Raw genomic sequence first — 22,891 nt, forward strand, 5'->3', positions numbered from 1 at the left:
TAATCGATTAGAAGTTTACATTTAAGCCAAACATATACGAACGTGCCGTCGGATAGGAGGCCATCCAGGTGTTGTCGTAATTGAGTACCTCTCTGATATTAGAAATCGTATTCAGATTGTTCACGCTAGCGTTTATATCAATACCATTTACACCGACCTTTTTAGCAATTTTGTGTGGCAATTTATAACCAAAGGTGATGTTCTTCACCTGTACGTAGCTCACCTTTTTATAGTATCCGTGCCCCAATGGATTGAGATAACCAGGTGAAACAATCGTCGCATTGGGATTCTCCGGTGTCCAATAATTGGCATCGTGTACATAGTTGGTAATCCCGAAAGTCCAGGCCCCAAGATTGGCCATGTGATCATCGCGCCATACATCAAAAACACCGGTAACCAACGCAGATGCATAAAAATTCTTATACGAAAACCGGTTAGCTAAAGAAGCTGTATACCGTGGTTTTTTAGATCCGATCACTACTCGGTCACTCGCTTCTATCTTGCCGTTACCATCACGGTCGTACAGCTTGGCTGCTCCGGGTGCTGCCCCATCCACAGTAATGGTTTCCCCGTTTTGCCATACACCGATCATTTTATAATCGTAGAATACTCGTAATGGCTTACCAATAAACCAGTTGTTGGCAACATCGTCTATACCATCCCCTCTCAACTCGACTATTTTGTCCCGGTTTAAGGAAAACACTGCGGTCGTATTCCATTGAAAATTTTCTCCTTTTACATTCGCTGAATTTAGGGTAACCTCAATCCCTTTATTTTGGGTGGCGCCGATATTGTCCCAAATGCGGTTATACCCGTTCATGATAGGCACAGTGCGGGTCATCAGCAAATCTTTCGTTTTGGAGAGATAGGCATCGATAGTTCCCCCCAATCTGTTATTAAATAACTGAAAGTCCAGTCCCAGGTTGGTCGAATAGGTGGTTTCCCATTTCAGATTAGGGTTGCCCACACCATCACCGGCCAAATAGGCTGTCGTAACGGCAGTACCATCATCGCCCCAGATATATTTTACATTGGAATATAGGCGGTCTAAAGTCCGATATGGTGTAATCGCCTGGTTACCGTTGGCACCATAAGAAAGGCGGATTTTCAGCATGTCCAGCCATTTGGCGTTATCTTTCAGAAAACGTTCTTCTCCGATTTGCCATGCCGCCGCCGCGACAGGGAAAAATGCATATTTATTGTTAATACCAAATACCGAAGCTCCATCTGTACGTCCTGTCAGGGTCAATAGATACTTGCCTTTGTAGGCATAATTTATCCGGCCCATGTATGACAGCATCGCAGATTCCGATAAGGAAGCGCTGTTGGAAACAAGACGGCTGGCCGAACCGATCATAAAGTATTCGGTATCATCGGTTACAAAACCTGCTCCGCTCTGGGCTGTTGACCAACTTTTCGTTTTTTGCATACTGAATAAACCCGTCACATCCAAACGATGATCGCCGATCTGCCGCTCGTATTTGAGCAGGTTCTCCCAAGTATAATCGTTATAGTTGGAATTGTTGATGGAAGCACTACCTCCGGCCTGCGTACCCTGATCCCTACCTTCGAAGGTATTGCGCCCGTAATAGGTTCCGGTAAATCCGTTCCGATAATTATAACCAAAATTTGATCGTAAGGAAAGACCCTCCACCGGCAGCAAAATATTGGCATAGCCAGAAAGAAAGAAATTGTTATTATACCTATCCTGAATCGCATTGACGTTGCGCATCGGATTGACGATCAATGAATACTCCATAGGCTCGGGCACATACTTCCCCGATTCGTCTTTGTAGCTCCCATAAGGACTTTGTTTTATGGCATGTTCCAAATTTGGCGTAATGCCACCGTCGCTTTTCCGGGTATATTGCAGGCCAACACCAGTGGTTAACCATTTATTAAAAGTCTGGTCCACATTTGTGGTAATATTTAAACGGGACAACTTAGAATTGTACACTACCCCTTCTTGATCCAAAGCTGCAAGGGCAGCCATATATTTTGTATTCTCTGTACCACCGGAAATGCTCAGCTGATGATCCATGGTCATGGCTTTTCTAAAGACGTAATCCTGCCAATTATTTGTAATACCTTTCGCATAATTACCGCGCTCTGTTACGCTAATAATATCACCGGCGATAGGATCTAATAGAGCTCCAGTATAGCCTTGCCTAATTCGGGCAATATCTTGTTGAAAGCGGATATATTCATTTGGTCCCATCACATTGATGCGTTGCATAGGCTCGGCCATGCCGATCAAACCTTTATAGTTTACCTGGGCTCTACCCAGCGCCCCCCTTTTGGTTTGTATCAGAATAACCCCATTGGCCGCACGCGAACCGTAGATAGCCGAAGCCGAGGCATCTTTTAAGATCGAAAGGTTTTCGACGTTGTTGGGATCGATATCTGCCAGGGATCCGCTGTAGGGAATACCATCTAAAATAATCAATGGACTATTGTTGGCCGATATCGAATTTTCACCCCGTATCAACAGGGTCTGTGACGCTCCCGGCGCAGCTTCTCCAGTCGTAATAGAGAAACCAGCCACCTGCCCCACCAAGCGATCCATCAGGTTTGAGGTAGATACCATGCTGAGCTGCTCTTTTCCGACCACGGCCAAACCTCCCGTCAAATCTTTCTTCTTGGCTGTACCGTACCCTACGACCACGACCTGATCCAGGACATTATTCCCTGACATCTTCACATTGATGACTCCAGATGGATTAACCTTTACTTCCTGGTTATTGGAACCAATGTAGGTAAAGAGTAGCGTAGCCGTGCGTGATGCCAAAATGGTATAATGGCCATTTGCATCTGTCTGAACACCGGTTTTCGCCCCTTTAATCATGACCGAAACACCCTTAAGTCCTTCTCCTGCATCATTGGTGACCTGACCTTTGACATTTATTTGATCTGTTGCTTGCGCATAAGCATAATTGGTTGCCACCACCGATAGGGCGGCACTCATTATCCAGCTCCTGAGCCAGATATGTATCTTTTGTATCATTGATTTATAATGGTTAGTTTAAAATTTACTTGCGTTCTTTACTTTCCCTTTCTCGTAAAGAATGTGGGTTTAAAATAGGTCTACTTCAATAGGCTTGGATTTTTAATTTAACTTCTAGTGATAAACGACATCTCATTGCTGCAAATGCATGCGCAATGCCGATGGCAAGACTTCGTTTTCGGACTTATTGACGAAACCTAAAATTCCGTTGCGCCTTGCTATTGATTTTTGTAAAGTTCGGATTACCCTGCGTGAGCCTGATCACGTGGTCGGGAGGAATTTTCATACACATATTTTGCTTTTTTAAAATTGGTTAAGACAAAACTATAATCATCACCAATTCATAGGGTTCGTTTTTGTACGAAAATGGTTTGATTTTGTACAAAAGGCAAAAACAGGTGTTTTTCGCGCTAAAATGGAGATTAAGAGCGCTTTATTATTCGTTTTTTATACGCATGACATGATCTAGAATAACCGTATCGCTTTGCTGCACATCGATAGCTTCACCCTGACCTTTATAAATAATATCTCTGAAACTGGCCTGCGAGATACCTTTGGCTTTTATAGGCTGATGACTGATTAAATTTCGTACAAAAAAACCTTTCACATGCTCGGCGTACTCGACTACCAAACCTTGTTGCGCCCGAGGGCTGATGACCATATTCTCCATAAAAACATTGCTTATACGGAGTTTACCCACAGGCATAATCCGTATGGACCGGTGTGAGATGGAATAGAAGTCCTGCCAGTTCTGGAGATAAATAGTCGAAATATTGTCGATTTCGCCCCTATAGATCGAACCACTGACCACATTGACATTTTCTTCACCTGCTCCCACTCCGGTATCTGTCAACCCTATATTAATGAAGTCGTCACCACTTTTACCTCTGCAATTTGCAATAAGAATATTTTTACAGCCAAAACGTATGCCCATGCCGTCTTGGTTCAAGATCTGTTTGTCTGTTCCACCAACAGTAACGGCCTGCCTCACGTTAAAAGTAATATCGCTTACCTTACCGTTTGTGCAGCGTTCCAATACCAGTCCGTGTCCATGATAATCTTTTAATGTAATGCCGCTCACCTCAAATACATCGGTATGTGCCAATATAATGGCGTGGTTTCGCCAGCCGCCTTTTTGGTTCTCTCCGGGCTTACCTGCATCGGTACCATAAGATTGTCCAAATCCGCTGGGATTTAAGGACAAGATTTTATTGTGGTCACCGGTAGCTCTGGGATGATCAGCTCCTTCTAAAAGGACATTTCCTTTTCCAATAATCCGGATATTCTTTGCGGGTGCTATATCTTTAATTGCCAGCCCTGCATTTGCCGAACGGATAAAATTATCCCGGCATTTATCCGATAGTTTAATGGTACAGTTATTCAATTCAAGTTCAAAATCGCCCGGAAGCAAAATGGCCTGATCGATGAGCCAGACACTTTTTTTCGTTACCGCATCGTATTTAGGGATCACGACTTTTCCAGTCGACTTCTTTGCTTCATTTATGGCTTTTTGTATACGTTCTGACTGGGAACCGCTTTTGTATTTATTGGGGCTGATGTAAGTTTCATCGAGCTTTTGGGCGGCGGCCGTTGCCAGATACATTACGTTGCACAAGCAAATGCAACATGTAAGCAGAATCGTTTTTCTAGAAATTGTCATTTTCATGATCATTAGGATTTCAAAAATATAGAATGGCCTTTCACCCATCTGAAAGGGGCGTCGGTCAACTATTGGCTGTATTTTTATTTCTTTCCACTGGAAACCTTTTTCTTAAACTCCGAAGGGCTCAGTTCAAACTGTTTTTTAAAACAGACGCTAAAGTATTTGGCATTGTTAAACCCGGTTTGGTAAGCAACTTCCGCTATCGTCAAATCCGATTTTTCTAACAGATAAGCACTTCTTTTCAGCCGCATATTCAAAATAAATTCTTTGATGGACATTCCCACAATATCATGTATTTTTTGATAGAGTATGGTTCTGCCTACGTTCATATCAGCCACAAAATCTTCTACGGAATAACTGGCATTGTCAATATTTTCTTCAATGACCTGAATAGCCTTAATCAGCAGTTCCTCGTCCATGGAGGTAACGGTTACATTGGAGGGATCTACCTGAACGTGCTTGCTGTATTTTTCTTTTAGTTCCCGCTGATTTCTTAGAATGGTTTCGGTCTGTTGCAACAGATAGTCGACATGAAACGGTTTATCAATAAAGACATTAGCGCCATATTCCAATGCTTTTATTTTATGCTGGTTGTCATCTCCCGTACCCGAAATCATAATAATAGGAATATGGCTAGTCTTAAAATTTTGCCTAAGGCTACGGCATACTTCCAAGCCATTGCGATTTGGCATGATCAGATCGGTAATAATAAGTTGCGGATAAATTTTTTCGGCTTTAATTAAGCCTTCTTCGCCGTCACTTGCTGTATATACATTATATTTTTCGGCCAGACGCTGCTCCAGATAAACACGCAGCTGTTGGTCATCTTCAATGAGCAGGATATTATCTGTCTTTTTTATAGGGATCGATCCTGTTTCTGGGGCTGCAGTATCCTGCGTAATAATATCGTCGATTTCAGAAACGGTGTAATCATACACATTAGGCTGCATGTCGCCTGCCCCGGCCTGTTTCCTTAACGGTAGTAAAATGGTAAATGAAATTTTATCGGTCTTATTGACCATCCATATTTTACCCTCCAGCACATCTACCAGTTCTTTCACAATGGCAAGTCCAAGTCCTGAACTTTCTTCAAAAGTTGGCCGGTGAGAAGATAAGCGGTTGAAAGAAGTGTAAAGTGTGGCAATCTGTTCTTCAGAAAAACAATCGCCGGTATTTATAACTTCAATGGAGATGTATTCGACTTCCGTCGGATCTAACGAAGGAAACCGTTCTTTTTCTTCTGCTGTTGCACTATAGATACGAACGCCCACATACCCATTATCTGGTGTATATTTTAGGGCATTGGAGAACAGATTAGTCAATATTTTTTCGATAACATCGTAATCAAAGGCAACATATAAATTGTCCTTGTACGCGGAAATATTGGTTTCAACACCTTTTTTATTGGCATAGAGCTCAAATAAGCTAAATAGATCCCTTACAAAATTGATAAAATCACCAACCTGCGGATTGAGCGTAATTTTTTGGCTTTCTATTTCGCGAAAGCGCAGCAATTGGCTAATCATCCGCTGTATTCTGGATACATTTTTCTCTATTAAATCCATGTATACCAAAGCGGTATCATTGGCCACAATAGTGTCTTTGAGTTGTTTAAGCGGCTGTAAAACCAAGGTTAGCGGTGTTTTTAAATCGTGTGAGATATTGGTAAAGAAGTCGGTACGCGCCTGGTTCAGCTCTTGCATATTCTGTTCTTTTAAACGCTCGAGTGCTAATCGCTCTTTAAACACTCTTTTATTGCTGTAATATCTCATTATGAAAAAGAGCAGAGCAAAAACAAGTGCGGCATAGCAGCAATATGCCCACCAGGACAAGAAAAATGGTGGATCGACATGGATATATAATCGTGATATTTGATCGCCCCATAGCCCATCATTGTTGGAAGCCTTGATTTCAAAGATATAATCTCCGCCCGGAAGGTTGAGAAACTGTACAGATTTCTGGTTAGCATGACTGATTTGCCAGTCTTCACCTAGCCCCAACATCCGGTAAGCGAACTGGTTCTTCTCTGCGGATAGATAACTATTTGCCGAAAACTTAATTTCTACATTGGACTGGTTACTGGAGAGCCTTATCTTGTCTTCTTTTTGATTGGAAAGACTGCCAATGTCTTTCGTTAAAACTGATGAGCCATCCGCTGGTTTCACGAGTTTATTGTTGACCAGAAATCCTGTAAAAAAAACTTTCGGTTTTTGCAGATTTTTATTGAGGTACGCCGGATCGAAAAGTAGAAATCCATTGGTACCGCCAAACAGCATTTCACCCCTGGAAGTTTTGTAAGCGGCATGAATATAAAATGAACCAATGTTATTTTCCTGATAAAATCTGGCTTTCTCAAATTTACTGGATTTCCAATTGAAACAAAAAAGACCATCACTGGTACTTAACCAGATATTTTTCGTGGCAACATCTTCTAATATGCCAAATACCATTTTCGCCGGAAATCCGTTATTTACACTATAGTTGACATATGTCCCATCTCTTTTGAGTACATTTACGCCTTTCCCCAATGTTCCCAACCATACTTCGCCATTTGAAGTCACTGTATAACTACACAGGTAATTTGCTGAATAGGAAGCATCTTTGAGCATGTAGTGCTTCAATACCTTTAACGTATGGGGATTTACAACAAAAAATCCCTGATGGCTAATTAAACAGAGCTGATCTTGATTATTCACATACAATGCTTCGACTTCGAGGTTCAATTTTTTGCCCTGCGCATCAAGTACGCTCACCATCTCTATAGGACCTAGGGGCTTCTTGCGATATAAAAATGATTTATCGGGGTCTGTCATCCACCAAGTGTCTTCCTTATCGTTTACAAAATCATAGACGGTGAGTGGTTGCTGGCTCTCCGGAGAGCGAAAATTGAAACTGCTGAAATGCTGATTGTCCACATCATAACTGCCAATACCGCCGTTATAGGCTGAAATCAACAGTTTTTTGCTCGCACGGTCAAATTTCAGGCGTTTAATCATACGAGGACTCGAAGAACTGCCCTGCGGCTGTTCCGAACGGATAAACCGATCTTTTTTTCTATTCCAGTAATTCAGGCTGCCCCCTTCGGTGCCGATCCAAATATTTCCCAGATGATCTTCCTGAAAACTACTGACGATGGGGTGATTGAGTCCCCCTGGGCTCGGCTTAAAGTAACGCACTCGGGAATCGTAAAGCGAACAATAAGCTATTTTACCACCGTAAGTACCTATCCAGGCGCCCTGATCCGGATCCGGATAAATCGTCCATATCGAGTTATTGGGCAATGAATAGGCATCGTTCAGGTTCATTTGCAAGGTGCTGCTGCTTTCATTGGATGGATCATAAAGATACAATCCAGCTTGCGTAGCCACCCAGATCACCCCGGTTTGGTCCAAATATATTTTTTTGGTTAACACGGATGAATTTCCCATTACGCTTACTGGGATCTTCTGTTTCAAGGTACCTGTTAAATCAGTTACATGGATTCCCCCTCGTTGTGTTAAAAAGTAATATTCCCCCCCGTATGCGACCGCATCGTTCACCTGATTTGTCGTACTACCAAAATCCGCAAACTGGACTAGGCGTTTTTTCGTCATTTCAACTTGATACACGACAGCGCCTTGGCTTAGAAACACTTGATCTTTAGCACTCAATATATTTTGGAAAGACTTGTTTTTGGGCAATAAAAAGCTTTCTGTCTGTTTATTTTGCGGATTATAGCGTAGTATGCTATTGTCTGACAGCATGTAAACCTGACCATCGCTATGTACACAAAGCGAACGGATCATTCCGGGAACCACGACATGAAAAGAAAACCGTTCGTAATCGAATTTTAATAAGCCTTGCCCAGAAGCTAGAAACAGATTTCCCTTTTTATCCCGAATTAAAGAACCATAACCCCATTTTTGCGCTGGTTTGATCGCAGAGACGATATCATTTAACTGATAAAAACTATTGCCATCGTACATGAAGAGTGCATCGGGTCCCGTGTACCAAATACGCCCTAAACTATCTTTTGCGATGCTCTGTATACCCCCATAATAGGAAGTTTCGGGCATCAGGTGGAACCTGTACCTCGAAAGATCGATACCTAGAACACATTGCCCCCAAAAAACGACGAAACAAATGATCAGACTGTATTTATTCATTTACCGATGTGACTAAAGCTGTTTAAATTTCAATCCAAGATTTACGTGGGCCAGTTACAATCAAAATATCCTGCTACTAATTGTTGATCAGTGGTTCTATAAACTTCGATTATCATACTATTAGGCAATGAGCTTCGTCGAAATTCTGGCCTTAGCGCTTTTTCAGCTGTTCAGATCCATTTGAAGCCCACAGTACCAATTTACTTAAAAACAGGCGTTGGGGACAAACTTATCTTCTTTTGCTGATTATTTTTGAGTTCGAAGATGACAAGTTCATTTTTTCCGGGTATTAAATCCTTCGAAGGAATTAATATCGACTGCTGTTTTTCTTCCTCCCAGTAAGATCCCAAATATTTTTGATTTAACCAGACCTCGCCCATTCCCCATCCTGTCATATTAAGATATTTGTTTCCGGACAGATGCTGTTCGAACTGACCTTTATAAAAACCGGGGCTGTCATTAGCTGATCTTTGTTCAAAAACCAAATCCTTCATCGGGTAATTGCGCACATTTAGCGCAATCATTTTCCAGTCTTGAAGGTCGTTTCCGTCTAAAGTAATGGTGCCAAATAGCCCTTTTGAATTATCTGTAATTTCTGGTCCGTAAGTGATCCGACCAATATTCTCGACATAAAATTGAAGCAAGTGTTTGCCCGGATCTGTTTTGATGGTTAGTTTTTTACTCTTATCTGTCAGGCTACCCTGTACCTTACCGTCGACATAGACCACGGCATAATCGCGTACGTTTTCCAATTCCAGTTCTTCGCTTTCGGCATCAGTGCTTATCTCGGTCTGATAAAGTACATAGCCTGATTCGATGTCCAAATCATTAAAAGATAATGCATGTTCCGCCTCGACCGTTTTTTTATAAACCTGCGATACGGAGGCTTTACCTTCTATCTTAATTTCCTGTGCTATGAGGTTCTGCCCCAAAAAAAATGTCATCATAGATAATATCATTGTTCTTACCATTGTGTAATCTTTCTTATTTCTCTAAAAATGACTGAATAAAGGTCTCTTCCACGGCCACTTGTGGCGAAAATTTCTCACTTTTTACATAATTATCGATACTGTACAACAATTGTTGGGTAGCGGGACGGTTATCCATATCATTTTTGGTATCCAATGCCAGTACCAGCAGTTTCCCGCCATTCATTTTGGCTTCGAAACCAATACCCAATTTCTGGTTGTTGTCGTAGCTGTCGATGACCTGTATAAAGGGACGCAGTTGTTGTGGTGCATGTTGCATTTCGATTACTTTTGCATGGTTCAGGATATCCCACCACTGCCAATCGGTATGGTATGAAGTAAGAAAATCATTAAACATGGCCTGCTTATGATGAACCAGGTTGCCGATGGTCATCGGTGCCCATGCAAACATAATGGGGTTCCAAAAATGATTGTGAAACAGTGACTTTCGACCTTTCACCTGGTCTGGCGAAGGATAAAGAACCACGGTTTTACCCTGGGCCAACTGCCTTTTTGCAGCATCATCGTAGACATCGGTGTACAATACATTAGCTGTAGACTGCATCAGATGTTGATGCTTTGGATATACCCAAATGTCCCAGCTATTCTTAATGCTATCGTTTACCGCAAGATGAACCGTAACTTTTTGGGTGCTGATATTTTTTAGGGAAATCTCAAACTCACCTACCGGCGATACATTTTCGTTGGCAATGGTTTGCCTTTTCAGCGTTCCCTTTTTCAATACGCTGCCAGCGGTATCGGTCAACCACCATTTAATTTTCGCATTTTCAAGTGCGGAATTGCTAAAGTTATATACCTCGGCTTTACCCTTAAATGTTTCGGTGTTGAAAAAACTGCTTTTATCGTAGCGCAGTAGAGCGACCGTTGGCGCACAAAACTCGCTGAATTTTTCTGCTGTTACCAATCCTTTCGAATCCCAGAAAGGATCGAAGATCCCCACGGGCGCATACCCTTGTCCCGGAAAGTCATTCATCGACAAAAGCTGAAAACCGGCCGATTTACCTGATCGCAACAGGGCTTCGATCACGGCTTTGTACTCCAGCACGGTCAACGCACCAGATGCTCTGAAGAAATCCTTTGCTTGGTCCAACATGCCATTTTTTTGTAATAGATCGCTAAATACTTCAAAATTGCGGGCCTCTACGGGACTGTTGGCATATTTCTTTATTTCATCAAAATTTGGATAAATACAACGTTGCCCTGACTCGTGTGAAATGACGGGCACATCGACATCAGATTCCAAATTCTTGTCCCAATCGGTACCGGGCAGACCTTCGTATACCTTTACTGGCCCTTTATTGGTTTGTTGGGAAACGTAATATTGATCTGATTTAACCCGTGTTCGTGCCGTAGAACCGCTGTAAAGATGGCGGGGATCAGCTTTTCTGCCTTCGGCAGTCAGCTCCTCGATAAAGTCGAAATTCCCGGTAATTTCATTACCATTGCAGTACAGAACAAAAGAAGGATGGTTGCCATATTCTTTTAAAATAGCTTTAATTTCCCTACGGAAGAAGTTATATCTAGACTCGTCGGGTTCGGCATCTTTGCCCCACATAGGCATTTCCACTTCAAAATATATTCCATGTTTGTCTGCCATGCGAAAGGCTGCCGCCGGCGGGCACCATGAATGGAATCGTAAATGGTTCATGCCATAGGCCTTCATCAGCACCATAATTCGTTCCCAGGAGGCATCGTCGAGCGGAGCATGGCCTGTTTTTGGAAACACGGCATTTTCTACATTGCCTCTTAAATGGATGGGACGATTATTGAGCAGCACATGGTTTTTTCCTTGTTTTACTTCACGCATACCAAAGGTTGTCGCTTTTTCATGCCGGTAGCTGTTTTTGCCGTCGGAGGTATTCAGTTGGCATTTTATACGATAGAGGTTTGGGTTAAACTCATCCCACAGTTTAATGTGCTTACCTAATGGAATAGTGGTCTCTACGAAGGTCACGGAATCGGTACTGACCAATGCAACTTCATCCTTAAGGCTGTAGTTTGTTCCCTCGATGACGAAAGACACGTTGCCTTTTACCTGTTTTTTGGTCGCATTATTTACCCGTAATTTTACTTTTATGGACCGATCGGCTATAGTTGGATATACCTGAAGATCTTCCAGATAAACTGGGTCTATGGCCAACAGTTTTATTTCTCCTAGAATACCGTTCCAGTTAATCTGCGTAAATTCAGTATGCGCATGGTTCCATTTATGTGTGTTATACTGAAACCGGTTATCGATACAAATGGTCATGCGATGCTTCTTTCCGGGCTTTACAAATGAGCTCAGATCGTGGTTGTGGGGTACACTTACATAATCGATACTGCTGACTTCCTTGGTATCTATAAAAACTGAACTCAACCAGTGGGTACGCTCAAAGTATAGGAATATTTTTTTCCCTTTCCATTCGGCAGGGATTTCAATATCACGTTGGTACCATGCCGGTCCCATATATTCGTATTTTCGGGTCAGACGGTCGATATATTTATAGGGATTTTTATAGCCTATCTGATAATCATCGGTAATACCGGGAAGCTTAATAGTTTCTTGCAAAAGATGATTATAGCGGGGGGACAGCGAGCCTCTACGGAAATCCATCACATCCGTCTGGAACCCCCAAGTGCCTGATAAATCGATAGCATCTTGAGCCTTTAACAAGACTGCCTGCAGGAAAAGCCCCATTAGGCACATCATTTTAAAGTATTTATGGATGCTTGTCCTGTATTCATCCATTTTGTGTTTCGATAGTTTAGGTGCTTTCATTCTTTTCAGTATATTATTTTTGTAGGCGTCGAAAAAATAGTGTCACTGTGGTACTCCTAATTTAAGCTCGGTTTCGTAATTGAAGTCTTATTTATTATCATAATAATGTTTCATCAGAAACCAGGCTTTCTTTCGGTAGCCTTGGTCTGAGATCAATCCTTTGCGGTTCCAGCCATCTTGGTTGGTCGGATGAAAACGGAACGGCGAACGGAAATCAAATAGCACCCAAGGTGAAGTTCCGCGCAGGTTTGGAATATGCTTAAACATTTCGAGGTTGTTTTTGTACAAAGTCGCTTGGTAATCCTCACTCCATGAACTGACGACATCCTTTTCGCCCGTTTTACCATACAGCGCCTCGCCTCCAAATTCAGAAATAATTAAAGGCTGGCCTTTTGCCACATCCCATACTGCTTTATCAGGAGAAACTGGCCAGGAATGGTACCAGCCTAAATATTTGTTAACAGCTACGACGTCCAATTCTTTCGTAAAAGGATCATCCATAACAAAGGTTTCCTTCTCCTTATTGAAACGAACAAGATCAAAAGCAGCGGTTATAAGCCTGGTCGTGTCAATGGCTCTGCATGTAGCAATCAAATGCCTGATAAAAGCATTTCTAGGCTCGGACGGCTGGGTTTCATTGGCTACTCCCCAAAAAGCTAGTGCGCAACGATTTTTGTCTCGAGCAACCATTTCCCGCATCATTTTACCGGCTTTATCTTTGGTAGATTCATTTTCAAAATCGATGCCTTGCCAAATGGGAATTTCTTCCCACAACAAGAAACCCATTTTTTCGGCCATTCTCACGATATATTCATTTTGTGGATAATGCGCCAAACGAATCATATTACAGCCCAAAGCTTTCGCTTCTGAAAGCAGCATCACTGCATCTGCCTGTGAAAAAGCACGACCTTTGCGCTGAGGTATTTCCTCATGAAATGAAATGGACTTGAGAAAAATAGCTTCGCCATTCAGGAAGATATCTTCCCCTTTTACCCAAATATTGCGAAAACCTATTTCCTCTTCTATTTGATCGTCGCGCGTTGAAATCTTCACGTTATACAGTTTAGGTGAAGTGGGCGACCAACGTTTGATTTTTCTCGATAGGAATGAAGTTTTTACTTCTCCCTGAGCATCTGTTTTAAGCGTTTGTTTTAGTTGTAGTTCCGGTATTTCGATAGTTACCGAGGAATTGGCCATCGTTTCCGAAAGTTTGACCTTCGCATTGATTTTATCGGCTTTGGTTTTGTCCAATTGAACAAAATAATCATCGATAAAAACTTTTGGCGTGCTTACCAAAAAGACATCTCGGGTGATACCGCCATAGTTCCACCAATCAAAGGCCATTGCCGGAATGGCATCAACCTGCCGGCTATTATTTACCTCAACTGCCAAAAAATTATCGTTTTCTTTGGCTGCATCTGTTATTTCAATCTGAAAGGGGGTAAAACCACCTTCATGTTGTGCAATCTCTTGTCCATTGAGATATATGCGACAACGGTAACTTACCGCAGCGAAATACAAGAACAACCTTTCGTTATTTTCTTTCACTACATCGAACTTACGGCCATACCAGATGGTACCTTCGTAATATTTAAGTTCAGGCATTTGACTGTTCCAATCTGAAGGCACATTTAAACGGAGACCATTCTCGAAAGCGTATTCATAAAAATCAGTCTTGCTTTCGGCTTTTTTATTCAGATAGATTTGGTTTTTTCTTCCCTGGTCGTATAAGTCTACAATAGCGTCCCACTTTCCATTTAAGGATTGAGCTCGCCGACCATACACATTGGCCATATTTTGCTGTGCAACAAGGCTGGAGGTTATCAGACTAAAAAAAAGAGACAATATCAAAGGTAGATTGATCAGCTTTATCATAATAGGTCTTAGTTGTTAATAATATTTTCTATTTTACCTGCAATGCCGAAAGCTTTATCCAACCCTGAGCCGTCAAATCTCCATCAAGGGCAAGTTGAATAGCCGGCTTATTTTCCTTGGTCGTATCAACAATGGCGACTGCCCAGCTATAAATTCCTGCAGGTAGATCTACTTTTGCATTTATTTTATAACTCGCAGCAGCACCTTTCAACCAAGCAGACGGTTCACTCTGACGATCTACAAAAATCTTTTTAACATTCCCTTTGGCATCTAACAGTGCAAAAGCAACTTTATATTTGTAGTTCCATTGTGGAATATTATTAGGTAAATAGCCCCAGCCCATATTCTGCCAACGATGGGCGATTTGCGCTACTTTTCCCGTCTTGATATCTTGAGGGAGGTTGATTTGGTCTGGATATACGCGGTAGCCTCCTTCTGTAATAAACCGTTGAACCAAATCAAAGGACTTAAACCAGGATTCAGTTTCTCCCCCCGCTCTAAAGTCCATCATATTGACATGGGCTTCGGCCGACAGGTCGAACTCACCTTTCCTCACATCCTCATCATGACCTTCTCTATATTTTCCACTGGGGTCTGTCCAATAACGGTGCTTACCTGGGGCAATAATCCAGCCTCCTTCCATAATGATAGGACGCTTAAAATTCCATTTCTTGGCAAAATCCTTTTCCCAATTCTGGTAATAGCCAGTCATGCCAAAAGCATCTTGGCGAAGGCTATACCCCTTATCAATAGCTTTATCCAATAAGCGTTCACTATTCGGGTTGACTGCTCCCCAACTTTCGGGATGACCGACCAGACGATGGTAGTTGATAACCAAAGGAACTTTTGTAAATGTGTTAGCATATAAGCTGGTCACCCAGTCCAGGGTTTCTTCCTTTATTTTTTCAGTACTTTCGGGTGTCGCCATTTTGGGATCTTCATAGACAACATAATGTGCTTCGCCCCATTTTCCCAAGCCATAGGCATCAATAAAAGAGGTCTTTTCAGGATCATTAAATTCCTTGGCTAAAGCTGTGATAAATTTGGTATAGTATTTTCTAAAAACCGGATCCTGAGGATAAGGTGTTTGTCTATCGGGATGATTTTCATTTTCCAAATAATATTTGGCTCCAAGGTCAAACACAAATTTGGGTGTATTTTGGCCTTGGTCGCGACCATCTACCACAATACGGAGCGCTATGGGCAACCCTCTCGTTTGTGCGCCTTTAAGAAGCTTTCCTATTTTAGAGTTTGGATCATCCCAGGCATAAACACCGTCACTGGGATTCAGCGAAGACCAGCTCGTGCGTACATAACATGCCGAAGCATAATCGATGGCTTTTACCTTTTTACCCAATGCTGGCACAAAATATTCGATATCCCAATACGTATCATCGGCATTACGGGGAGCATACATTACCCAACCATTTAAAGGATTGCGCAAGACTGAATGACCATCGTATTTTGGCTTTAATAAAATATATCCGGTGTTGCCCGAACCGCTTTTCCCTTCATTTTTTTGAGAAAAACCAAGCAATCCAGAAGTGCACAATAAGAGCGTTAAAATAATTTTTATTATCCAATTTGAGATTGTCTGTTTTTTTATCATTTCGTATCTGAACATATTTTCAAGTCTACTGGTTATTGTAATCCCATTGTGTCAGCCCCTTCTATAGTTTATCCTATATTGGTGTTGTTTCAACAAAACTGATTTATTGGGATATGGTACAAAATTAGCCACGACAGGCTACCGCTATGGTATTGATTTGTTCAGAAATGGTTCGTTTTTGTACAAAAATTAGGATATCGATGTCTTTCTTCATTTGTGATAAAGCTTTCCTGAGCGTTTCTATCTATGCTCATGATGGTTTTTGTTCTTATTTGTTGACTCAAAACTACAACACAATAGGCCCCTGGCCTACGGGCTTTAGACCAACGATAAGGAAAACTCGGTGAATGGCGGGAATGGGGAGGTTAATCGTAAATTGGTAGAAGAAGGATATATAGGAAAAAGTTACCAATTAAGAGATCATGGAATCAATCTTTAGAAAACTAATGTACTGCCTGATGCTTTTGTGTAATCTTCCCTTAGCTAGCTACATTCAAAACTAAAGAATTCCAATCAGAATTGCTATTGCTATCCTGTTGGAATGTGGGAAACTCGGAGAGTTTTCCATATTTCAACAGGAACTCTGTCGGTGTTAACTGCCCCAAAGAAGAGTGAGGTCTTTCATTGTTGTACATCCATGCCCACGCCTCTGCATATTTCCTTATCTCAGGCAGGCTGTCAAACATATAGCTGTCAAGTACATCCTGTCTGAAAGTTCTGTTAAACCGTTCAATCAAGCTGTTCTGTGTGGGCTTCCCAGGTTGGATGAATTCCCATTGTATGTTGTTCTGCTCACACCATCCACGCATGGCCTCAGCGACAAACTCCGGCCCATTGTCCGAACGGATCTTTTCGGGTTTGCCACGCCACTCCAGCAATTTTTCCAGTTCCCGAATCACCCGCTGAGCAGGCAGGCTTGTGTCAACAGTAATGGAAAGTGCCTCCCGACTGAAATCGTCGATGACGTTCAGTGTACGGATCGTCTTTCCACTGGCCAAAGTGTCGTGCATGAAATCAAGACTCCAGGTGATATTTGGTCCAATAGGACAGAGCAAAGGTGACTTTACCCTAGCTGGAAGACGTTTCTTGCGCTTGTTCCTCAGATTTAAACGCATGGCCGTGTATATCCTGTAAACACGTTTGTGGTTCCACATGTACTGTAACTTTCTAAGCCGGTGGTACATCATCCAGAAACCCCACGTGCGGTGCAGATCGGCCAGCTTTGACAGTTGCTCGATGACTTCCGTGTCATCTCTGCGCTTTGCGCGGTAATAAAAAACAGATGTACTGATGTTAAATGTGGCACAGGCCTGCCGTAGGCTCATCCCAAAATCTTCACGGACATAACCTACAAGCTCACGCTTTTCGGCAGGCCCTAAAGCTTTTTTTCGATAACGTCTTTTAAAACCGTGATCTGAAGGGTCTGCTCGGCAACGATCTTTTTATATTGCGCCAGCTCTTTTTCCATCTCTCTGAGCTGCTTGAGCTGGGAAACCTCCATGCCAGAATATTTGCTTTTCCATGAATAGAACGTTCCTTGGCTGATACCGTGCTCACGGCAGATGTCCGAAACCGATTGACCCGATTCCTGCTGTGATAAAATCTTGATGATCTGTGATTCGCTGAATTTACTCTTTTTCATTGTCCCTAAATTATCGCTTCCTATTTAGGCATAACTTCTGTTTCATTAAGCAGAATACGAAACAGACGATAATTGCGATATGAATGAATTTAATAGAGTCCTGGTTTTAAGGTGATACTAAAACCTATTCACGTATTCTGCTGATATAAATTCCTGAATTCAAGCGGTGTCTGGCGTGTAACCCTTTTGAATAGTTTGCTTAATGATTGTGGTTGTTCAAATCCTAAGTCATAGGCGATCTCGCTTACGGTAAGTGCTGTGGTAGAGAGTTTGAGCTTGGCAACCTCTATAAGTTTGAGCTGGATATGTTGGCTGGCATTACTTCCTGTTGTATTCTTCAACACGCTACTCAGATAATCGGGCGTTTTGTTCAATTTTTCACTGAAATACTTTACTGTTGGAAGCACCTGTTGCCTGTCGTTTTTATCGTTAAAATACAGTTCTAATAATTCCTCAAACTTAGTGAGTAATTCGTGGTTACTACGCTCCCGCGTAATGAATTGTCTTTTGTAATATCGATCTGCATAATTCAACAAGAGTTCGATTTGGGAGATGATGATCTTTTTACTGAAATCATCCATATTCTTGCTGTATTCTTCGCGGATGTTGTCCAAAAGGATACCCATATTGTACTCTTCCTCATCGGAAAGAAAAAGTGCTTCATTAATGGCATATCCGAAATATTCATATTGCTTTATCGTTTTTGCCAGCGTGGTATTCCATAAAAAATCGGGATGGATAAGCAGTATCCATCCCGATGGCTCCTGCCCGGGTAATTCATCGTTGAATTTAATATTTAGGATTTGTCCTGGTGCAAAAAATGACATCAAGCCTTCATCGAAGTCATAAGGCAATTGTCCATAATTAAATTTCCCCAGTACATTCTTCTTTAATGCAATGGAATAAAATGACTGCGACCAACATTTAATCGTTCCACTTTTATACATTTCCGCATAATCTACCAAGCTGATCAACGGGTGTAAAGGCTTAGGTAAATTATACAGACGGTGAAATTCACTAATCGTTTTAACTTGAATGATTTCTTCCATAGGTCAAATTTACCAAATAATTACAAGTTACTACCACCCGACACTTCAATTCGTTGAGCATTGATCCAATAAGCTTCTTCAGTACACAGAAAAGCAACTACAGCACCGATATCATTAGGCAAGCCAACTCGTCCCAAGGCTGTTTCGGCAGCTAATGCGGCATTCATTTCTTTGTTGTCTCTCACGGCACCTCCTAAAATATCGGTCTCGATAGCTCCCGGCGCTACTGAATTTGCCCGGATTCTTCGTGTTCCCAATTCTTTAGCTTGATATTTAGTAAGTACTTCAAGTCCGCCTTTCATAGAAGCATACGCCGCAAATCCCTGTGTGGCAAAACGCGTTAGTCCGGTTGAAATATTCACTATTCCTCCTCCGTCGTTCATCATACGTAAAGCGTGCTGGGTGATAAAGAAAGGTGCCATAAGATGGATGTGTATCATCTCCTTAAATTGATCAATGGTAGTATCCTCAAAAATTGAAAACGTAATAGCTCCTGCGTTGTTTATCAGATAATCTAATTGTAAGTTGTCGAAATCATTTTTTAGCAACGGTAATAATTTCTCCGAAAAAAAAGGGGCATAAGCTTCGTAGACGGCAACGTCCAATTGTAAAGCTGCCGCTTTATTTCCATAGGATTTTATCTGTTCCACAACCTCATTGGCTGCTTTTTCATTGGATAGGTAGGTGATAATTACATCTAAACCTTTTTTCGCTAAGTTAAGTGCTATATCCCGACCTATTCCACGGCTTCCGCCGGTTACTAATGCAATTTTTTGTTTGTTCATTATGATTTAATTTTAATTACCGTACAAAGGTCTTCAAAACATTAACAGCCGACGTATCCCAATCCGGTACGTTTGTGGCTAAATCCGCAATTCAATCAAGAAATACCATTAAATAAAAGATTTCGAGCTGAAAGCATTTTCACTATTAATAAGATGATTTTAAACTGAGTATGTTATCAATAGATTCATAGCCCTCATTCCCAAAGTAGATTCCAAGATATCACTAGAAGCCTCAAGATTGGTTTATTCCTCCTTCTTAGTCTGTTTTAATGTTTGTGATTCTGCGTACAATTTCTTTACAATTGTTATCGTTTATTCCGTACGAGCGGAAGTAACTTTGTCAAAAACAAATAATATGGATTTTATAAAAGCATTATTCAAAGACGTAATTGAAAATAAAAATTACGATGAAACATTGATTAATAAATATTTCAGTGAAAATTATATTCAGATTGTGGACAATGTGGAATTAGATTTTGAAACCTTTAAAAAACACATTAAAAAGTTGAAAGACAAAATTCAGCAAGTGGATATAGCATTTTTAAACTTAGCAGAAAATGACCATTCGATTTTCACTAAGCACCAAGTAACCAGCATTCTCAATACTGGTGAAGTGGTTAAACATAAAGTTTTTGCAGAATTTCTGATTAAAGACGGTAAGGTATTCAAATGTGAGGAAATGACATTGCAAATAGAAGGTAGCCCGAACGAAAGCAATTTAGGGTCAGCAGTATAATAGCAGCATATTATGGAAATAGTAAATAGTACGAAAAATGACATACCTGAAATTTTTAAACTTTATAAATTAGCCACATCTTTGCAGAAGGAAAAGTTTCCTGAAAATCAATGGCCACAATTTGATAAAGCATTAATCGAAGAGGAAATTATTGATAATCGACAATTTAAATTATTGATTGATGGGGAGATTGCGTGCGTTTGGGCAATTACATACAGCGACCCGGAAATTTGGAAAAATGACGATGGGGTATCTGCTCTTTATATTCATAGAATAGCCACAAACCCGAATTTCAGAGGTAACAATTATGTAAAGATCATCGTAGATTGGTCAAAAGACTTCGCCAAAGACAAAAAATACATCCGTATGGATACCTGTGGGGAAAATAAAAGGCTGATTCAACATTACCAAAATTGTGGTTTCAATTTTTTAGGGATCGAAAAGCTAAGAGATTTTGCGGATCTTCCTTCTCATTACCACAATGCAGATGTTTGTTATTTTGAGATTAAATTAGATTAACAACGTTTTTAAAGTGAACAAAATAATGAAAGTTAATGACTGAACAGGAACAAAATCAATTAAATCAATACCTATTTGGGTTGGCTAAAAAAGAAAACTATAAGAAAGGAACGATCATTATTAAAGAAGGTGAAGTTTCCTCCAAGTTCTATTATTTAGAAAAGGGTATACTCAGAGGTTGGACAAATAATGACGGGAAGGAAATTACCTTTCAATTTCTTTTTGAAGAACAACTATTTTGTGCTACTGAAAGCTTCTTTTATAACACCCCCTGTTCCTACAGTATTGAGACGATTGAAGATTCGGTCCTTTTGTACATTGATAAAGAGGAAATGAATTTGTTGCAAAATGATAAAAGCTTTGAAAAACTGTTCAACAAGTACCTGATTAGCCGTCTTGCATTATACCAAAATTTGTTGATTGCACGTATCCAGGATAAACCAGAAGTCCGTTATAGGAAATTATTTCAAGAAAAACCTGAGATACTCTTACGTATTCCGCAACATTATGTTGCATCTTATTTAGGAATTACACCTGTTTCGTTAAGTAGAATACGAAACAGGCAGTAATTCATGCACAAATTTCTAATTATTTTTTACTATTCTTTTTCTTAACAATTGTTATCGTTCAAGCATTTGCTACTTCTCAACTTTGCAGTATAAAATTTAAGCAAAGTAAAAATGAGAGTAGTAATCGTATTCAATCATCCCTACGAAGGTAGCTTTGGAAACGCAATTTTAAATTCCGTGACCAAAGGGCTTAAAGATGCAAATCACGAAATAGATCTTATGCATCTTGATAATGATGGATTTAATCCTGTAATGTCTAAGGCAGACTTGAAAGCATTTGTGGACCACAAACCTGTGGATCCACAAGTAATAGACTATAATGAACGACTGGAAAAAGCAAACCACCTAATTTTTATTTTTCCCATTTGGTGGGATTTAATGCCAGCAATGACCAAAGGATTTATTGATAGAGTTCTTACTCCAGGTGTTGTATACGATCACCATCCAAGGGGTTTTGGTTTAGTACCCCTTTTAAAAAACTTAAAAGGTGTGACAGTGATCACAACCATGAATAAACCCAAAATAATGTATTCGCTACTTATTGGCAACTTAATCAAGAAAGCAATGATAAAAAGTGTTTTCAAAACTATGGGATATAAAAATCTTAAATGGATTAGCTATAACATGGTAAAGTCAGTAAGTCAGGAAAAAAGGGTGAAATGGTTAACTGATATTGAAAATAGGTTTTCAAAATTTAACTAAACTTGGAATTATGAAACTGAATAGAAACTATATTACTCCTTTTGTATCCTTAGTTTTCCTTGTAGTCGGAATATCTGGCTTATTGATGCTTTTCCATTTATTTGATGGTTATACAGAAGTTGTACACGAAATTTTAGGTGCGTTTTTCATTATATGTGCCATTTTCCACATTATACTCAATTGGAAAGCATTAAGAATACATTTCAAGAAAGGTGTCTTTATTCCTGCTTTATTAGGTGTATTAACTCTATCTGTTATACTAATTATCTCAGAAAGGATGTCTCCTCCCGTGGACCTAATCATTTTCAATAAAATGATAAAAGCACCTATCAATGATGCTTTTAAGGCGTTAGATGTCAATTATGAAAAAGCATCTGAAAAACTGAGGGGAAATGGTATATCAATTGAAAAAGCTACTACAATAGAAGACATTTGGATTAACAACGATTCTAATCCAGAAGAAATAATTGATTTGATTATGAGTGAATAGTTTAAAAATCGATCACTTACGAAATATCTAGACATCATAAATTGATAATATTTGATAAGTGGTTAAGGAGCGACAACACAAATGAAAATTATAGTAATGAAATATTTAGTAGTAGAAAATAGTGAAGAACGAGTAGATGAATGTCTCTATGATATTGCAGACTTCTTCTGGAACAATGGAAACCAAGTCTATATAAGCAACAATTATAGTAATGAAGATGACTATTGGCATTTTGTAAAATATTGTGATTGGTTAGTGCTATTTATTTGAGATGGCTCTGAAGTTGCTACATTTGAGTGGACATTAAGTTAAGAGAATTTTAATAACTTAAGAGACTTATGTCAAGAGAAAGA

Annotated in this window: 15 protein-coding genes; 5 read left to right on the top strand and 10 right to left on the bottom strand. The window is 40.4% G+C overall.

Annotated elements, in window-relative coordinates; all coding sequences use genetic code 11:
- Positions 1 to 7: 7 nt before the first annotated feature.
- The 10 genes from HX021_RS21535 to HX021_RS21580 form a co-directional block, all read right to left on the bottom strand.
- The gene (locus HX021_RS21535) at positions 8 to 3,004 is read right to left on the bottom strand and encodes a SusC/RagA family TonB-linked outer membrane protein (RefSeq protein ID WP_286592691.1); all 2,997 of its coding nucleotides are present in this window, start codon (positions 3,002 to 3,004) and stop codon (positions 8 to 10) included.
- A 436-nt stretch (positions 3,005 to 3,440) separates the two neighbouring features.
- Positions 3,441 to 4,607 (bottom strand): glycosyl hydrolase family 28 protein, encoded by a 1,167-nt coding sequence (locus HX021_RS21540; RefSeq protein WP_286592692.1) that lies wholly within the window; start codon positions 4,605 to 4,607, stop codon positions 3,441 to 3,443.
- A gap of 140 nt (positions 4,608 to 4,747) precedes the next feature.
- Complete coding sequence (locus HX021_RS21545; RefSeq protein ID WP_286592693.1) at positions 4,748 to 8,812, bottom strand: hybrid sensor histidine kinase/response regulator transcription factor; 4,065 nt, start codon at positions 8,810 to 8,812, stop codon at positions 4,748 to 4,750.
- Positions 8,813 to 9,012: 200 nt separating this feature from the next.
- Positions 9,013 to 9,759 carry a glycoside hydrolase family 35 protein gene (locus tag HX021_RS21550; protein WP_286592694.1) on the bottom strand — a complete coding sequence of 249 codons (747 nt, stop codon included), beginning with the start codon at positions 9,757 to 9,759 and terminating at the stop codon, positions 9,013 to 9,015.
- A 37-nt stretch (positions 9,760 to 9,796) separates the two neighbouring features.
- The gene (locus HX021_RS21555; RefSeq protein ID WP_286592695.1) at positions 9,797 to 12,562 is read right to left on the bottom strand and encodes a DUF8487 domain-containing protein; all 2,766 of its coding nucleotides are present in this window, start codon (positions 12,560 to 12,562) and stop codon (positions 9,797 to 9,799) included.
- An 87-nt stretch (positions 12,563 to 12,649) separates the two neighbouring features.
- Positions 12,650 to 14,437 (bottom strand): glycoside hydrolase family 2 protein, encoded by a 1,788-nt coding sequence (locus HX021_RS21560; protein WP_286592697.1) that lies wholly within the window; start codon positions 14,435 to 14,437, stop codon positions 12,650 to 12,652.
- A 28-nt stretch (positions 14,438 to 14,465) separates the two neighbouring features.
- On the bottom strand, positions 14,466 to 16,046 hold the full coding sequence (locus tag HX021_RS21565) for a DUF4832 domain-containing protein (RefSeq protein WP_286592698.1): 1,581 nt from the start codon (positions 16,044 to 16,046) through the stop codon (positions 14,466 to 14,468).
- A 479-nt stretch (positions 16,047 to 16,525) separates the two neighbouring features.
- A protein-coding gene (locus tag HX021_RS21570; RefSeq protein WP_502959025.1) for an IS3 family transposase occupies positions 16,526 to 17,688 on the bottom strand; the annotation gives its coding sequence in 2 pieces (ribosomal slippage) (positions 16,526 to 17,427 and positions 17,427 to 17,688; 1,164 coding nt in all).
- Positions 17,689 to 17,816: 128 nt separating this feature from the next.
- Positions 17,817 to 18,737 (bottom strand): helix-turn-helix domain-containing protein, encoded by a 921-nt coding sequence (locus HX021_RS21575; RefSeq protein WP_286592701.1) that lies wholly within the window; start codon positions 18,735 to 18,737, stop codon positions 17,817 to 17,819.
- Between the two features lie 20 nt (positions 18,738 to 18,757).
- Positions 18,758 to 19,522, bottom strand: coding sequence for an SDR family NAD(P)-dependent oxidoreductase (locus HX021_RS21580; RefSeq protein WP_165294042.1), 765 nt, complete (start codon positions 19,520 to 19,522; stop codon positions 18,758 to 18,760).
- A gap of 355 nt (positions 19,523 to 19,877) precedes the next feature.
- Between HX021_RS21580 and HX021_RS21585 the strand changes: the two genes are divergently transcribed.
- The 5 genes from HX021_RS21585 (at position 19,878) to HX021_RS21605 (ending at position 22,538) form a co-directional block, all read left to right on the top strand.
- Positions 19,878 to 20,258, top strand: a complete 381-nt coding sequence (locus HX021_RS21585; protein WP_165294041.1) for a hypothetical protein — start codon at positions 19,878 to 19,880, stop codon at positions 20,256 to 20,258.
- A 12-nt stretch (positions 20,259 to 20,270) separates the two neighbouring features.
- Positions 20,271 to 20,777: a GNAT family N-acetyltransferase gene (locus HX021_RS21590; RefSeq protein WP_165294040.1), complete on the top strand. Its 507-nt coding sequence runs from the start codon at positions 20,271 to 20,273 to the stop codon at positions 20,775 to 20,777.
- A gap of 35 nt (positions 20,778 to 20,812) precedes the next feature.
- The gene (locus HX021_RS21595; RefSeq protein ID WP_165294039.1) at positions 20,813 to 21,346 is read left to right on the top strand and encodes a Crp/Fnr family transcriptional regulator; all 534 of its coding nucleotides are present in this window, start codon (positions 20,813 to 20,815) and stop codon (positions 21,344 to 21,346) included.
- Between the two features lie 111 nt (positions 21,347 to 21,457).
- A complete protein-coding gene (locus tag HX021_RS21600) occupies positions 21,458 to 22,048 on the top strand; it encodes an NAD(P)H-dependent oxidoreductase (protein WP_286592702.1) in 591 nt (196 codons plus the stop codon).
- A 10-nt stretch (positions 22,049 to 22,058) separates the two neighbouring features.
- On the top strand, positions 22,059 to 22,538 hold the full coding sequence (locus tag HX021_RS21605; RefSeq protein ID WP_165294037.1) for a DUF4405 domain-containing protein: 480 nt from the start codon (positions 22,059 to 22,061) through the stop codon (positions 22,536 to 22,538).
- Positions 22,539 to 22,891 lie beyond the last annotated feature (353 nt).

The sequence above is a fragment of the Sphingobacterium sp. N143 genome (genome assembly GCF_030325625.1).
Classification (GTDB): Bacteria; Bacteroidota; Bacteroidia; order Sphingobacteriales; family Sphingobacteriaceae; genus Sphingobacterium.

Bases quoted from the DNA above. Each gene is read 5' to 3' on its own strand.
- HX021_RS21600 (WP_286592702.1), top strand. From the start codon at position 21,458: ATGAGAGTAGTAATCGTATTCAATCATCCCTACGAAGGTAGCTTTGGA.
- HX021_RS21550 (WP_286592694.1), bottom strand. From the start codon at position 9,759: ATGATGACATTTTTTTTGGGGCAGAACCTCATAGCACAGGAAATTAAG.
- HX021_RS21580 (WP_165294042.1), bottom strand. From the start codon at position 19,522: ATGAACAAACAAAAAATTGCATTAGTAACCGGCGGAAGCCGTGGAATA.
- HX021_RS21585 (WP_165294041.1), top strand. From the start codon at position 19,878: ATGGATTTTATAAAAGCATTATTCAAAGACGTAATTGAAAATAAAAAT.
- HX021_RS21535 (WP_286592691.1), bottom strand. From the start codon at position 3,004: ATGATACAAAAGATACATATCTGGCTCAGGAGCTGGATAATGAGTGCC.
- HX021_RS21590 (WP_165294040.1), top strand. From the start codon at position 20,271: ATGGAAATAGTAAATAGTACGAAAAATGACATACCTGAAATTTTTAAA.
- HX021_RS21540 (WP_286592692.1), bottom strand. From the start codon at position 4,607: ATGTATCTGGCAACGGCCGCCGCCCAAAAGCTCGATGAAACTTACATC.
- HX021_RS21595 (WP_165294039.1), top strand. From the start codon at position 20,813: ATGACTGAACAGGAACAAAATCAATTAAATCAATACCTATTTGGGTTG.
- HX021_RS21560 (WP_286592697.1), bottom strand. From the start codon at position 14,437: ATGATAAAGCTGATCAATCTACCTTTGATATTGTCTCTTTTTTTTAGT.
- HX021_RS21545 (WP_286592693.1), bottom strand. From the start codon at position 8,812: ATGAATAAATACAGTCTGATCATTTGTTTCGTCGTTTTTTGGGGGCAA.
- HX021_RS21565 (WP_286592698.1), bottom strand. From the start codon at position 16,046: ATGATAAAAAAACAGACAATCTCAAATTGGATAATAAAAATTATTTTA.
- HX021_RS21575 (WP_286592701.1), bottom strand. From the start codon at position 18,737: ATGGAAGAAATCATTCAAGTTAAAACGATTAGTGAATTTCACCGTCTG.
- HX021_RS21555 (WP_286592695.1), bottom strand. From the start codon at position 12,562: ATGAAAGCACCTAAACTATCGAAACACAAAATGGATGAATACAGGACA.
- HX021_RS21605 (WP_165294037.1), top strand. From the start codon at position 22,059: ATGAAACTGAATAGAAACTATATTACTCCTTTTGTATCCTTAGTTTTC.